The following is a 13540-nucleotide window of genomic DNA, read 5'->3' as shown; positions in this document are numbered from 1 at the left end:
CTCGTACGTAGTGGGACGCGGACGGCCGGGGAACGGCTCGGGCCTGCCCGGTATCCGCCGAGGCTCCGTCAAGTCGGTGAGGATGGGCCGATGGACAGCGAAAACACCCATGTCACACAGGCCCCCGCAACCCCTCCCACCCCATGGGGTGCGACCCCTCAGCCGCTGCTCCCCCTGCCCTGCGGGATGGTGCTGAGGCCCTGGCGCGAGGCCGACGCCCCGGTGCTGGTCACCGCGTACGAGGACCCGGACGTCCGGCACTGGAACCGGCCCGAGCCCGAAACCCGGGAGTCGGCCGCGGCCCGGACAGCCCGCTGGAACCGGCGCTGGGAACGGAGCGAGGCGGCGGTCTGGGCCGTGTCGGCGCAGCCGGCCGCCCCGGCCGTCGGCCTGATCGGCCTCGCCGACTTCGACGCGGAGGGCGCGAGCGCCGAGTTCCTGTACTGGCTGCTGCCGGCCGGGCGCGGGCGCGGGGTGATGGCACAGGGGGTGGCCGCGGTGGCCGGCTGGGGCTTCCGCGAGGCCGGCCTGCACCGGCAGCGGATCTGCCACTCGGTGGCCAACCCGGCCTCCTGCGCCGTCGCGCTCAAGGCCGGCTTCCCGCTGGAGGGCACCATGCGCGGCGCCCTGCGGCACGCCGACGGCTGGCACGACGAGCACCTGCACGCCCGGCTCGCGACGGACGCCTGACGGGCGGGGGCGGAGCGGGGGCGGAGTCGGGGACAGGGAGGCCCGGGAGGCGGGATGGCCGCGGCGCCGTTCCGCGGCTAGCCTTCCGGGGGCGATGCGCGGTTGCACAGCGTGGTGCGGTCGCTCCGATCCGTCATCCCCTGCGAAGGTGGAACGTGTGAAGGCTATCCGTCGATTCACCGTGCGCCCCGTCCTCCCCGAACCCCTGATGCCGCTCGCCGACCTCGCGCGCAACCTGCGCTGGTCGTGGCATACGGAAACCCGCGAACTCTTCCAATCCGTCGACCCCGAGGGCTGGCAGGCCGCCGGCGGCGACCCCGTCCGGCTGCTCGGCGCCGTGCCCGCCTCCCGGCTGGAGGAACTCGCCGCCGACCGGCGGTTCCTGCGGCGGCTCGCCGTGGCCGCCGCCGACCTCGACGACTACCTCCACGGCGGCAGGTGGTACCAGAGCAGCGAGAACGCCGCGGAGTTCCCCGCCGCCATCGCCTACTTCTCCCCCGAGTTCGGCATCACCGCCGCCCTGCCCCAGTACTCCGGCGGCCTCGGGATCCTCGCCGGGGACCACCTCAAGGCCGCCAGCGACCTCGGCGTCCCCGTCATCGGCGTCGGCCTGCTCTACCGGCACGGCTACTTCCGCCAGTCGCTCTCCCGCGACGGCTGGCAGCAGGAGCACTACCCGGTCCTCGACCCCCACGAGCTGCCCCTGTCCCTGCTGCGCCAGGAGGACGGCGTCCCCGCCCGGGTCACGCTCACCCTGCCCGGCGGGCGGTCGTTGCACGCGCACATCTGGCAGGCCCGCGTCGGCCGGGTGCCGCTGCTCCTGCTCGACTCCGACGTCGAGGACAACGACGCCGGCGCCCGCGAGGTGACCGACCGGCTCTACGGCGGCGGTAGCGACCACCGCCTCCTCCAGGAGATGCTGCTCGGCATCGGCGGCGTCCGAGCCGTACGGGCGTACTGCCGGATCACCGGGCACGCCGCCCCCGAGGTCTTCCACACCAACGAGGGACACGCCGGCTTCCTCGGACTGGAACGCATAAGGGAACTCGACGGCGACCAGGGCCTCGGCTTCGACGCGGCCGTCGAAGCCGTGCGCGCCGGGACCGTGTTCACCACGCACACCCCCGTCCCCGCCGGCATCGACCGCTTCGAGCGCTCCCTCGTCGCCCGGCACTTCGGCGACGGCGGCGAGCTGCCCGGCGTACCCGTCGAGCGGATCCTGGAGCTGGGCGCCGAGTCCTACCCGGGCGGCGACCCCGGGGTGTTCAACATGGCCGTGATGGGCCTGCGCCTCGCCCAGCGCGCCAACGGGGTGTCCACCCTCCACGGGGCGGTCAGCCGGGGCATGTTCGCCGGGCTCTGGCCGGGCTTCGACGCCGCCGACGTCCCCATCACCTCCGTGACGAACGGGGTGCACGCCCCGACCTGGGTCGCCCCCGAGGTCATGCGGCTCGGCGCCCGCCAGATCGGGGCCGGACGCACCGAGGACGCCCTGGCCGTGGGCGCCTCCGCCCGCTGGGACGCCGTCGCGCAGATCCCCGACCAGGACGTGTGGGACGTACGCCGGACCCTGCGCGAGCAGCTGGTCCAGGAGGTCCGCGACCGGCTGCGCGCCTCGTGGAAGCAGCGCGGGGCCGCCGACGCCGAACTCGGCTGGGTGGACGGCGTCCTCGACCCGGACGTGCTGACCATCGGCTTCGCCCGCCGCGTGCCCTCGTACAAGCGGCTCACGCTGATGCTCCGCGACCCGGAGCGGCTGCGCCGGCTGCTGCTGGACCCGGAGCGCCCGGTACAGATCGTCGTCGCCGGCAAGGCCCACCCCGCCGACGACGGCGGCAAGCGGCTCGTGCAGGAGCTGGTCCGCTTCTCCGACGACCCGCGCGTGCGCCACCGCATCGTCTTCCTGCCCGACTACGGCATGGCCATGGCGCAGAAGCTCTACCCGGGCTGCGACGTCTGGCTGAACAACCCGCTGCGCCCGCTGGAGGCCTGTGGCACCAGCGGGATGAAGGCCGCCCTCAACGGCTGCCTCAACCTGTCGGTGCTGGACGGCTGGTGGGACGAGTGGTTCGAGCCCGACTTCGGCTGGGCCATCCCGACGGCCGACGGCCTCGGCACGGACGAGGACCGCCGCGACGACCTGGAGGCCGGATCCCTCTACGAGCTGATCGAGGAGCGGGTCGCACCCCGCTTCTACGACCGGGACGGGCGGGCCGGGCTGCCCGTGCGGTGGATCGAGATGGTCCGGCGCACCCTGGTGTCCCTGGGCCCGAAGGTGCTCGCGGGGCGGATGGTACGGGAGTACGTGGAACGCCTCTACGCCCCCGCCGCCCTCTCCCACCGGGCCCTGACCGCCGACGCCGCACAGGAACTCGCCTGGTGGAAGGGGCGGATCAGGGCCTCCTGGCCCCGGGTCGCCGTCGAGCACGTGGAGGCCGTCGCCGCCGCGCCCGTCGGTGGCACCGCCGAACTCGGCGCCACCCTCACGCTGCGGGTGCGGGTCGCGCTGGACGCGCTCGCGCCGGAGGACGTGGAGGTGCAGGCGGTCGCCGGGCGGGTCGACGCCCAGGACGTGATCCGGGACGGGCGGGCATTCCCGCTCAAGCCCGCCGCCGGACCCGACATGGAGGGGCGCTGGGTGTACGAGGGCCCGCTCGCGCTCGACCGGACCGGGCCCTTCGGGTACACCGTACGGATCCTGCCGACGCACCCGCTGCTGGCGAGCCCGGCCGAACTGGGCCTGGTGGCCGCCCCGGTGGACACCGACGCGCTGGGCGGCGTACTCCTGCGCTGACCGTACCGCTGCGCCGGCCCCCGGCGCCGGACGGGGGCGGGCGGGCTCAGGGGGCGGGCGGCGGATCCACCAGCCGCCCGCCCTCGACCAGCATCCCGGCCCGCTTCACGCTGCGCAGGGCCGGGATCACCTCCACCTGGCCCACTCCGTCCACCGCGCCGATCCGCTCGGTCAGATAGGTGTAGAGGGCGTCGGTGTCCCGGCACACCACCACCGCCATCAGCGAGGCCGCCCCCGTCACGGCCGCCGCGAACGGCACCTCGCGGTGGCCGGCGAGGGCGTTGCCCACCTCCGCCAGCCGGGCCGGCGGAACGGTCAGCACCAGCGTCGCCTCCGCCTCGTAGCCGAACAGCTCGGGCACGAACTCCACGTCGAAGAAGAGCGCCCCGAGGTCCCGCAGCCGCTCCAGCCGGCGGCGGGCGGTGGACTCCGACAGCCCGGTGGCGCGCGCCAGCTCCGGATAGCCCGCGCGGCCGTCCCGGCCCAGCACCGCCAGCAGCGCCGACTCCGCCGCGTCGAGGACGTACCGCTCGGGCACCGGACCGGCCGGGGGGCGCTGCAGGGCGGCGATCTGGTCGGGGCGCAGCTCGTCGACCCCCGCCCACGCGTCGGGACCCCCGAAGAACTTGCGCAGGATGGTGTGGGCGCTGATGCCGGTGACCCGGCGGGTGCGCGGCAGCTTGTCGAGCAGCAGGGCGTCGCGGTCCTTGCGGGTCCGGGACCGGGTCATGCAGTGGATCTCCGTGCCGCCGGAGTTCATGGTCACCCAGGCGATGTCCGGGCGGCGGGCGAGCGCCTCGGCCACCGGGAGCGCCGCGTCGGGGGCGCACTGGATCCGCAGCCAGGACTCGAACAGTCCGACGCGGCTGCCCACCGGCAGCCCGACGACCCGGACCAGCCCGGCGCCGCGCAGCCGCCGGTAGCGGCGTACGACGGTCTGGTCGGAGACCTCCAGCACCTCGGCGATGCGGCTGAAGGCCGCCCGGCCGTCGATCACCAGGGCCTGGATCAGGGAACGGTCGAGACCGTCCAGCTCCTCCTCGTTCATGGTTTCCATCATGACGGCTCCGACGGTGACCGGAATCCGGCGGCGGGGGGTCTGTGGGTGGGGTTCCTGGGCGGCCCGCTGCGAGCGTGGGACCACGCGGGGGCGCTCCCCGCCCCACCCCCCGACAAGAGGAGAACCCCCATGCGCAAGTGGCTGCCGCTGACCGCGGTCTGCCTCGGGGCGTTCATGCTCCTGGTCGACGTCACGATCGTGACCGTCGCCCTCCCGGACATGGCCGCCGACATGAGCACGGATTTCGCCGGCCTCCAGTGGGTGATGGACGTCTACGCCCTCGCCCTGGCCGCCCTGCTGCTCGGCGCGGGCTCGCTCGCCGACCGGATCGGCCGGCGCCGCGTCTACCTCGGAGGACTGGTGCTGTTCGCGCTCTCCTCCCTCGCCTGCGGGGTCGCGGACGGGCCGGCCGCGCTGATCGCCTTCCGCGCGGTGCAGGGCATCGGGGGAGCGGCGATGTTCGCCACCACCATGGCCCTGCTCAGCTCCGCCTACCAGGGCCGCGACCGGGGTGTGGCCTTCGGGGTGTGGGGCGCGGTCAACGGCGCCGCCGCCGCGGCCGGGCCGGTCATCGGAGGGCTGCTGACCGAGCACTTCGGCTGGCGCTGGATCTTCTTCATCAACCTGCCCGTCTGCGCGCTGGCCGTCTGGGTGACCCTGAGGGCGGTGGCCGAGTCCCGTGATCCGCGCGCCCGGGGGCTCGACCTGCCCGGCATGGCCGCCTTCACCGTCGGCGCGGCGGCCCTGACGTACGCCCTGATCCGGGTCGGTGAGAACGGCTGGACCTCGGCCGCGACCCTCGGGCTGTTCGGCCTCTCGGTGGCCGCGTTCGCCGCCTTCGTCCTCGTCGAGCTGCGCGGTCCGCGCCCGATGCTGGACCTGTCGCTCTTCCGCAGCCCGGTCTTCGTGGCGGTGATGGCCGCCGGGCTGCTGCTGTCCGGGGCGGCGTTCTCGTACCTGATGTACGTCTCCCTGTGGCTCCAGTCCGCCGAGGGGATGAGCCCGGTGGGCGGTGGCCTGGTGCTGCTGCCGATGAGCCTCGCCGGTTTCGTGGTCGCGGCACTGGCAGGGCGGCTGCTGCACGGGGCACCGCCCCGGCTGACGATCGGCGGCGGGCTGCTGCTGATCGGGGCGGGGGCGCTGCTCCAGGCCTGGATGCTGGACGCGGGGGACGGCTGGACGGCGCTGGCTCCCGGACTCCTGGTGAGCGGTGTCGGCGTGGGCATGGCGACCCCGGCGCTGGCGGCCACCGCGATGGGGGCGGTGGCCCCGGCGCGGGCGGGCATGGCGGGCGGCGTGCTGAACACCGCACGGCAGCTGGGCACCGCGCTCGGGATCGCGGTACTGGGCGCGGTGTTCCACGCCGGGCTGGCGGACGGGCTCGGCGGGCGGCCCCGGGAGCTGGCCGCCGCCCTGGCCTCCGGCGGGGCGGGGCGGCTGCTGGCGGCGCCGGGGGCGCGGGAGTGGGTCGACGCGGCCTTCGCGAGCGGGCTGCGGGACACCTTCCTGGTCTCGGGGGCGATGGGCCTGACGGGCGCGCTGGCGGTGGCGCTGCTGGTGCGCCGCCCGGCCGCCGGGGCCCCGGTCCCGGCGCAGGGAGGTGCTCGGGCGGGCGCTGCCGCCTCCGAGCGGACCTCCGCCTGAGCCGCCGGGGCTCCCCGGGAGGGTGAACCTTCGAACGTGCTGTGCATGGCGGTGCTGCCGGGGGCGGGTCCGCTCCTAGGCTGCCCGCGGACGTCCACCGGACCCGGTCCCCACGCCCCCGAGTCCCCACGCCCCCGAGAACGGACCCTCACATGCGTCTTCGCTCCACCGCCGCGGCCGCGCTCCTCGCCTCCTTCGCGCTGGTCCTCCCCACCGCCGGCCAGTCCCTGGCCGACAACCGCAACCACGGCCTCGGCGAGATCCACTACCGGTACGCGGAGTACGACCGGGACGGGCACCGCAGGACGATCGAACCGGCCGACTACGACACTTGCTACCGGCTGACGGGAACCAGCCGGAACCGGCCGGCCTACTTCGTGGAGAACGACACGGAAGCGCTGGTCCTCGTCTTCCGGGGCGACAGCTGCGGGGGCGAGGCCCAGGAGACGCTGCGGCCGGGCGAGCGCGCGCACGACCTCAACGCCCGCTCGGTCTTCCTCAAGCCGGACGGCCACCACGGCGGGCACCACAACGGCCGTGACGACGACTGGGACGACGACGACCGCAGCATGGTCCGCCCCGGCCAGGGCCGGGCGATGACCCCGGGGGACTTCATGAACCAGGTCTTCCGTTCCATCGGCTGACGGACCGTCCCGCCGCATGGGACAGGGCCGCCCGGGGAGGATTCCTCCCGGGCGGCCCCGTGGTTTCAGCGGTTCAGCCGTGGTTCACTTCCTGCCCCGAGGGGGTCAGAAGGTGAGCTTCCAGCTGTCGATCTTGCCGGTGTCCAGGCTCGCGTTGTCGTTGACCCGGAGCTTCCAGACGCCCTGGGCGACCTCGGAGGAGGCGTTCACCGTGTAGCTCTTGACGATGTTGTCCGCACTGCCGCCGGAACGGTTGTGCAGGTTGTAGACGGAGCCGTCGGGGGCGACCAGGTCGACCTTCAGGTCACCGATGTAGGTGTGGACGATGTTGACGTCCACCTTGAGGGTGCTCGGCGCGTTGCCGGTGCGGGACACCGTGATCGGGGACTCGACCGTCGCGTTGTCCGCGATCGCGTAGTCGGTCGTGTTCTCGAACACGTTCGGCTGCGAGGTGCCCACGGTCCAGGTGAAGGACGCCGTACCCGACTTGCCGGCCGAGTCCGTCACCGTGACGGTCACGTTGGACGTGGCCGCGGTGGTCGCCGTACCGGAGATCAGACCGGTCGAGGAGTTGATCGACAGGCCGGCCGGCAGGCCGGTCGCCGAGTAGGTCAGGGCGCCCGGGTTGGTGCTGGTCGCCTGGACCTGGAGGCTCACCGCGGTGTTGATCTGGGTGTTCTGGTTGGCGATCGGGGTGACCGTCACGCCGTCGTTGATGCGCGGGCCGACGCTGATGGCGGCCCAGGCGTTGGCGACGTTGTTGTACGTGGCCGAACCCTGGCCGTACAGGTCGGCGGCGGCCTTCAGCGTCTGGACGCGGGCGTCGGCGTAGTTGGTGTTGGACTTGAAGTAGCCCACCGTCAGCGCGCGGAACCAGATCTTCGCGGCGGCGTCACGGCCGATCGCGGTGACGGGCAGGCCGTCGGCGGTCGGCGAGTTGTAGCTCACGCCGTTGATGACCTTGGCGCCGGAGCCCTCGGAGGCCAGGTAGAACCAGTGGTTCGCCGGACCCGAGGAGTAGTGGACGTCGATGCCGCCGAGGCCCGAGTACCAGGCGTCCTTGGACGAGCCGTCCTTGCTCGGCTTGTCCATGTAGCGCAGCGGGGTGCCGTCGCCGTTGATGTCGATCTTCTCGCCGACCAGGTAGTCGCCGACGTCCTGCGGGTTGTTGGCGTAGAACTCGACCGCCGCCGCCATGATGTCGGAGGTGGCCTCGTTCAGACCGCCGGACTCACCGCTGTAGGTCATGTTGCCGGTGACCGAGGTGAGGCCGTGGGTCATCTCGTGCGCGGCCACGTCGGTCGAGGTGAGCGGCTTGTTGTTGCCCTCGCCGTCGCCGTAGGTCATGCAGAAGCAGGAGTCGTCCCAGAAGGCGTTGACGTACGCGTTGCCGTAGTGGACCCGGGTGTACGGGGCCACGCCGTCGTTGCGCAGGCCGTTGCGGCCGTGGACGTTCTTGTAGTAGTCCCACGTGACCTGGGCGCCGTAGTGGGCGTCCGCGGCGGCGGTCTCCGCGTTGGAGGGCAGGCCGTTGCCCCAGGTGTCGTCCGGACCCGAGAACAGGGTTCCGGTGCCGGAGGAGCCCTTGTTCAGGTTGTAGGTCTTGTGGTTGCCGCGGCCGGCGTCGGTCAGCGTCCAGTTGCTGCCCGACTGCGAGGAGCCGAGGGTGACCTGGCCGCTGTACATGGTGTTGCCGGTGCCGGTCTGGACGCCCTGCCACTGGGTGATCTTCGCGCCGGTCTTGGCGTTGGTGATCACGTGCAGCGCGCTCGGGGTGCCGTCGTCCTGGAGACCGCCGACGACGGTCTCGAAGGCGAGGACCGGGACGCCTTCCGCGGCCCAGATCACCTTGCGGGCGCCCTTGTCGGCCTTGGTCTGCTTCGAGCCCTCGGCGTTCGCGGCCGAAACGGCCTGGCCCTCGGCGGCGGCCGGGGTGACGGTCGCGGTGGTGTCCGAGACCTTGATCTCGTGCTGGGTCGCCTTGGTCACGCTCTTGGTGACGCCGTCCTTGGCGTGGACCGTGAGGTCACCGCCGAGCACGGGCAGACCGTCGTAGGTCCGCTCGTAGGTGGTGTGCGTGGTGCCGTCGACGTCCTTGACCACATCGCGGACGATCAGCTTCTCGCCACCACCGAGGCCGAGCGCCTTCGCGGCCTGGACGGTGGTCGAGTTGGCCTCGGCGAGGAGCGTCGCACGCTCCGAAGCGCTGAGCGCACGAGCCGCCGCGCCCGGGTTGGGCTGGGCGGCGGTGCGGGCCTGCGACGCGGTGGCGTCGGCGGCGGCGGTGGCGGTTCCGGCCTGTATGCCTACGGCGAGCAGGGCGGCCGCGGCTACGAGTGCGCCGGCCGCGGTGGCACGCCGCTGGGGGGTGGGACTCAACGCAGACTCCTTCTGCAAGGGGGGTTCCGGATGGCTGGGTGGGCCTCCGGGCAGATCAGGGCTGGTGCGATGAACGGATCGAAGAGTGCCAGCTGTTGGCGACGATGTCAGGGCCACATCAAAAGGTTGGCCGGAAACAGTCCGTTGTCCGAAGATACGTATCCGGTATCCGAACCATTCACCTTTGTGTGGGAGGAGCCGATCCGGCGGGTGGAACGGTTGCTACCGGCTGTTAACACTTGGGCAACAAGAGGTCCCGTTAACACGAACGGCATTTACCGTACGGGTGTTTGTCGTACTGTTTCCCGGTGCGACATGTGTTCGCTGCCAGGGGAAGCAGTGGACAAGTGGCACCGACACAGACCACGTGCCAGGGGGGCCCATGAGGCATGTCCATTTTCCTGAGCAAAGAGTGGCCTCCGAGGCGGCCGGGCCCGACGGGCCGGCCGGCGCCCCGGTGCGGCGGCTCGGCGACAAGGCGCGGTGGTACCTGCCCGCGGCCGTGACCGCCGACCTCGTCGGCGCCGCCGTGCCCGTCGGCCTGGTCTTCGACGCCGCCGGGCAGGCCAGGCCCCTGTACTGCGCGGCCGGCGCGGCCCTCGCCTGGACCGGCGTGCAGGCGCTGCGCCGACGCTACGCGGCCCGGGTGCTCGGAGAGTCCCGCGGAGTGCTCCCCGTACTGCACGACTGGCTGATTCTCATCGGTGTCCTGGCCGTCGTCCGCGTGGTGACGGCCGAGGAGACACCCCGCCTCGCCGCCCTCGGCGCGCTGCTGCCCGCGCTCCTCGTCACCGTCGCCTGCCACAAACTGACGTACCGCCACCTGTCCGCCGCCCGGCGCGAGGTGCAGGCCGTCAGCCGGGTGCTGGTCGTCGGCGAGCCCGCCGCCGCCGAGCACGTCATCGCACACCTTGCCGCGCGCACCGACCACCCGTACGTCGTCGTCGGCACCGTCCCGGTCGGCGGCGGCCCGCTCGTCGGCGGGATGCCGGTCGCTGCCAGGCTGGACGCCTCGATGCCCAAGGCCCCGAACCGGGACGCCGCCGCCGTGCTGCGCGCCGTCCGCCGCCACGACGCCGATCTGGTGCTGGTGGCGCCCGGGGCGCGGTTCGCGGGGGAGCGGCTGCGGCGGGTGGCCTGGGCCCTGCACGACGAGGGCCTCGAACTGGCCGTCTTCCCCGGGCTGGTGGAGATATCCGTCAAACGGCTGGAGACCCTGTCCGCGGGCGGACTCGCCGTGCTGCGGGTCGCGCCGCCCGTGCGACGGGGGGTGCAGCCCCTGCTCAAGACGGTCCTCGACCGGGCGGGGGCCGCCCTCGGGCTGCTCCTGCTGTCGCCGCTGTTCCTCGGCCTCGTCCTGGCCATCCGCCTCGGCTCGAAGGGGCCCGCCTTCTACAGCCAGCGGCGCATCGGGCGCGACGGGGTCCCCTTCGTCATGTGGAAGTTCCGCACGATGGTCACCGGCGCCGACCGCCTCAAGGCCGAACTGGCGGGGGCCAACGAGAACGACGGCCTGATGTTCAAGATGCGCCGCGACCCCCGCGTGACCCGGGTGGGCCGGCTGCTGCGCCGCACCTCGCTGGACGAACTGCCCCAGCTGGTCAACGTGCTGACGGGCAGCATGTCACTGGTCGGCCCCCGCCCCCCGCTGCCCGAGGAGGTGGCGGAGTACGACGAGGTCGAACTGCGCCGGCTCACCGTACGGCCCGGGATGACCGGCCTGTGGCAGATCAGCGGACGGTCGGACCTGTCCTGGGACGAAACGATTCAGCTCGATCTGCAGTACGTGGACAACTGGTCCTTCACCAGCGATGTCGACGTCATGGGCCGTACGCTCCGCGCCGTGGTCGACGGCCGCGGAGCGTACTGAGGGGCCACGGCGTGACGTCAGCCCTGGTCGAGCCACCAGCGGTAGGTGGAGGCGATGCCGTCCCGCAGCCCGATGCCCGGCTTCCAGCCCAGCGAGGTCAGACGGGACACGTCGAGCAGCTTGCGCGGGGTCCCGTCCGGCTTGGACGTGTCCCAGGCCAGCCGGCCCCGGAAGCCGGTGACCTCGGCGACCGTCTCGGCCAGCTCCTTGATGGTGAGGTCCTCGCCGCAGCCGATGTTGACCGGCTCGTCGCCGTCGTAGCGCTCCAGCAGGACCGCGCAGGCGGCCGCCAGGTCGTCCACGTGCAGGAACTCCCGGCGCGGGGTGCCGCTGCCCCACAGCGCGACCTCGTCCCGGCCCTCCACCGCCGCCTCGTGGAAGCGGCGGATCAGCGCCGGCAGCACGTGCGAGGACTGGAGGTCGAAGTTGTCGCCCGGTCCGTAGAGGTTCGTGGGCATGGCCGAGACGTACGAGGCCCCGTACTGCTTGCGGTACGACTGGACCTGCACGATGCCGGCGATCTTCGCGAGGGCGTACGCCTCGTTGGTCGGCTCCAGCGGGCCCGTGAGCAGGGCGTCCTCGGTGATGGGCTGCGGGGCCAGCTTCGGGTAGATGCAGGAGGAGCCGAGGAACAGCAGGCGGCCCACTCCGGCCGCGTGCGCGCCGGCGATGACGCTGAGCTGGATCCTGAGGTTGTCCTCCAGGAACTGCACGGGGTACGTGCTGTTGGCCATGATCCCGCCGACCTTGGCGGCGGCCAGCACCACCGCGTCCGGGCGGACGTCGCGCAGGTACGCCTCCGTCGCGGCCGCGTCGCGCAGATCGAGGTCGGCGCGGCCGCGGGTGAGCACCTCGTGGCCGTCGGCGGTGAGGCGGCGCGCGACCGCGGACCCCACGAGGCCGCGGTGTCCGGCGACGAAGACGCGGGCGTGCGGGGGCAGGAGGGGCGGGGTGCTTGTCATACCGCCGATCATGCCAGTCCGCCGGCCGCGGGTTTCCGGGGAGCCCGGACCCGGCGTCCATCCCGCCGGGTTGCCGCTGCGGCGCTGGTTCATGCGGAGTGGGCGTGTACGGTACGCATCCAGTCCCGGACCAGGGACGGGCGGGCCTGGCCCGCCGCCCGCCGGAATGGCGCAGGGCCGTCGGGGGGCCCCGCGCGCCGGGCCGGGGGCGTACATCAAGAGACCGGCCGAGCCAGCGGCCGGAGCACATCAGAACAGCAACGGACCCCAGGGGGACACCACATGGGCAAGACCGCACTGATCACCGGCGTCACCGGACAGGACGGCTCGTACCTCGCAGAGCTCCTGCTCTCCAAGGGCTACACGGTGCACGGGCTCGTGCGGCGGTCCTCCAGCTTCAACACGGAGCGGATCGACCACATTTACCAGGACCCGCAGACGGCGAATCGTTCCTTCGTCCTGCACCACGCCGACCTCTCCGACGGCGTCGCCCTGGTGAACCTGCTGCGCGACATACGCCCCGACGAGGTCTACAACCTCGGCGCCCAGTCCCACGTCCGCGTCTCCTTCGACGCGCCCCTCTACACGGGCGACGTGACCGGACTCGGCGCGCTGCGACTGCTGGAGGCCATCCGGGCCAGCGGCGTCGACACCCGCATCTACCAGGCCTCGTCCTCCGAGATGTACGGCTCGACCCCGCCCCCGCAGAACGAGGACACCCCCTTCCACCCGCGCAGCCCGTACGGCGGCGCCAAGGTCTTCGCGTACTGGACCACGGTCAACTACCGCGAGGCCTACGGGATGTTCGCCGTCAACGGGATCCTCTTCAACCACGAGTCCCCGCGCCGCGGCGAGACCTTCGTGACCCGGAAGATCACCCGCGCGGTCGCCCGGATCAAGGCGGGTCTCCAGGACCACCTCTACCTCGGCAACCTCGACGCCGTCCGCGACTGGGGCTACGCGCCCGAGTACGTCGACGCGATGTGGCGCATGCTCCAGCAGGACGAGCCGACGGACTACGTGGTGGCCACCGGAGTCGCCGCCACCGTAAGGGACTTCGTCGAGTCCTCCTTCGCGCACGCCGGCCTGGACTGGACCGACCACGTCCGCTACGACCCCAAGTACGAGCGCCCCAGCGAGGTCGACGCCCTCATCGGCGATGCCTCCAAGGCGCGGGAGATCCTTGGCTGGAAGCCGACGGTCCTGGTGCCCGAGCTGGCGCAGATCATGGTGGACGCCGACATCCGTCAGGTCGAGGACCAACTGGCGGGCGCCAACGTCCGGATCGACCGCTGAGGCTCCCGCCTTCGCCTACGATTTGCCGTGTCCCGGTCATCCCTACGAGCTCAGGGCTCCGTACGGGCGTGGCCGGGCGCGCACCCGCCGTACGTCCACGGCGCACCCTCCAGCCTGAACTCCGTTGATTCCAAGTTGGTATGCAATGGGTCAAGAGAGGTGACCGGGTCCTCGCGTGAGCCCTAGTCTGCGCCAGTACAT

9 protein-coding genes are annotated in these 13540 nt (G+C 72.6%); 6 read left to right on the top strand and 3 right to left on the bottom strand.

Going from position 1 to position 13540, the window contains the following annotated elements; genetic code table 11:
• Nucleotides 1-90: 90 nt before the first annotated feature.
• The gene (locus tag OG553_RS09300) at nucleotides 91-690 is read left to right on the top strand and encodes a GNAT family N-acetyltransferase (protein WP_405978535.1); all 600 of its coding nucleotides are present in this window, start codon (nucleotides 91-93) and stop codon (nucleotides 688-690) included.
• Nucleotides 691-847: 157 nt separating this feature from the next.
• A complete protein-coding gene (gene glgP, locus OG553_RS09295; RefSeq protein WP_405978534.1) occupies nucleotides 848-3484 on the top strand; it encodes an alpha-glucan family phosphorylase in 2637 nt (878 codons plus the stop codon).
• Between the two features lie 46 nt (nucleotides 3485-3530).
• Here glgP and OG553_RS09290 read toward each other — a convergent pair whose 3' ends face one another.
• Nucleotides 3531-4532 (bottom strand): Lrp/AsnC family transcriptional regulator, encoded by a 1002-nt coding sequence (locus OG553_RS09290; RefSeq protein WP_405978533.1) that lies wholly within the window; start codon nucleotides 4530-4532, stop codon nucleotides 3531-3533.
• A gap of 141 nt (nucleotides 4533-4673) precedes the next feature.
• Here OG553_RS09290 and OG553_RS09285 point away from each other — a divergent pair, with 141 nt between their 5' ends.
• Both OG553_RS09285 and OG553_RS09280 read left to right on the top strand, forming a co-directional pair.
• Nucleotides 4674-6188: a DHA2 family efflux MFS transporter permease subunit gene (locus tag OG553_RS09285; RefSeq protein ID WP_405978532.1), complete on the top strand. Its 1515-nt coding sequence runs from the start codon at nucleotides 4674-4676 to the stop codon at nucleotides 6186-6188.
• A gap of 152 nt (nucleotides 6189-6340) precedes the next feature.
• Complete coding sequence (locus OG553_RS09280) at nucleotides 6341-6832, top strand: hypothetical protein (protein WP_405978531.1); 492 nt, start codon at nucleotides 6341-6343, stop codon at nucleotides 6830-6832.
• A 105-nt stretch (nucleotides 6833-6937) separates the two neighbouring features.
• Here the strand turns inward: OG553_RS09280 and OG553_RS09275 are convergent, their stop codons facing one another.
• Nucleotides 6938-9211, bottom strand: coding sequence for a M4 family metallopeptidase (locus OG553_RS09275; RefSeq protein WP_405978530.1), 2274 nt, complete (start codon nucleotides 9209-9211; stop codon nucleotides 6938-6940).
• Nucleotides 9212-9593: 382 nt separating this feature from the next.
• Between OG553_RS09275 and OG553_RS09270 the strand changes: the two genes are divergently transcribed.
• Nucleotides 9594-11081, top strand: a complete 1488-nt coding sequence (locus tag OG553_RS09270; RefSeq protein WP_405978529.1) for an exopolysaccharide biosynthesis polyprenyl glycosylphosphotransferase — start codon at nucleotides 9594-9596, stop codon at nucleotides 11079-11081.
• A gap of 17 nt (nucleotides 11082-11098) precedes the next feature.
• Here OG553_RS09270 and OG553_RS09265 read toward each other — a convergent pair whose 3' ends face one another.
• On the bottom strand, nucleotides 11099-12043 hold the full coding sequence (locus OG553_RS09265) for a GDP-L-fucose synthase family protein (RefSeq protein ID WP_405978528.1): 945 nt from the start codon (nucleotides 12041-12043) through the stop codon (nucleotides 11099-11101).
• Between the two features lie 282 nt (nucleotides 12044-12325).
• Between OG553_RS09265 and gmd the strand changes: the two genes are divergently transcribed.
• Nucleotides 12326-13339: a GDP-mannose 4,6-dehydratase gene (gmd, locus tag OG553_RS09260; protein WP_405978527.1), complete on the top strand. Its 1014-nt coding sequence runs from the start codon at nucleotides 12326-12328 to the stop codon at nucleotides 13337-13339.
• Nucleotides 13340-13540 lie beyond the last annotated feature (201 nt).

The sequence above is a fragment of the Streptomyces sp. NBC_00158 genome, assembly GCF_045160885.1.
Classification (GTDB): domain Bacteria; phylum Actinomycetota; class Actinomycetes; order Streptomycetales; family Streptomycetaceae; genus Streptomyces.
This window is presented reverse-complemented; position numbering and strand designations above follow the sequence as displayed.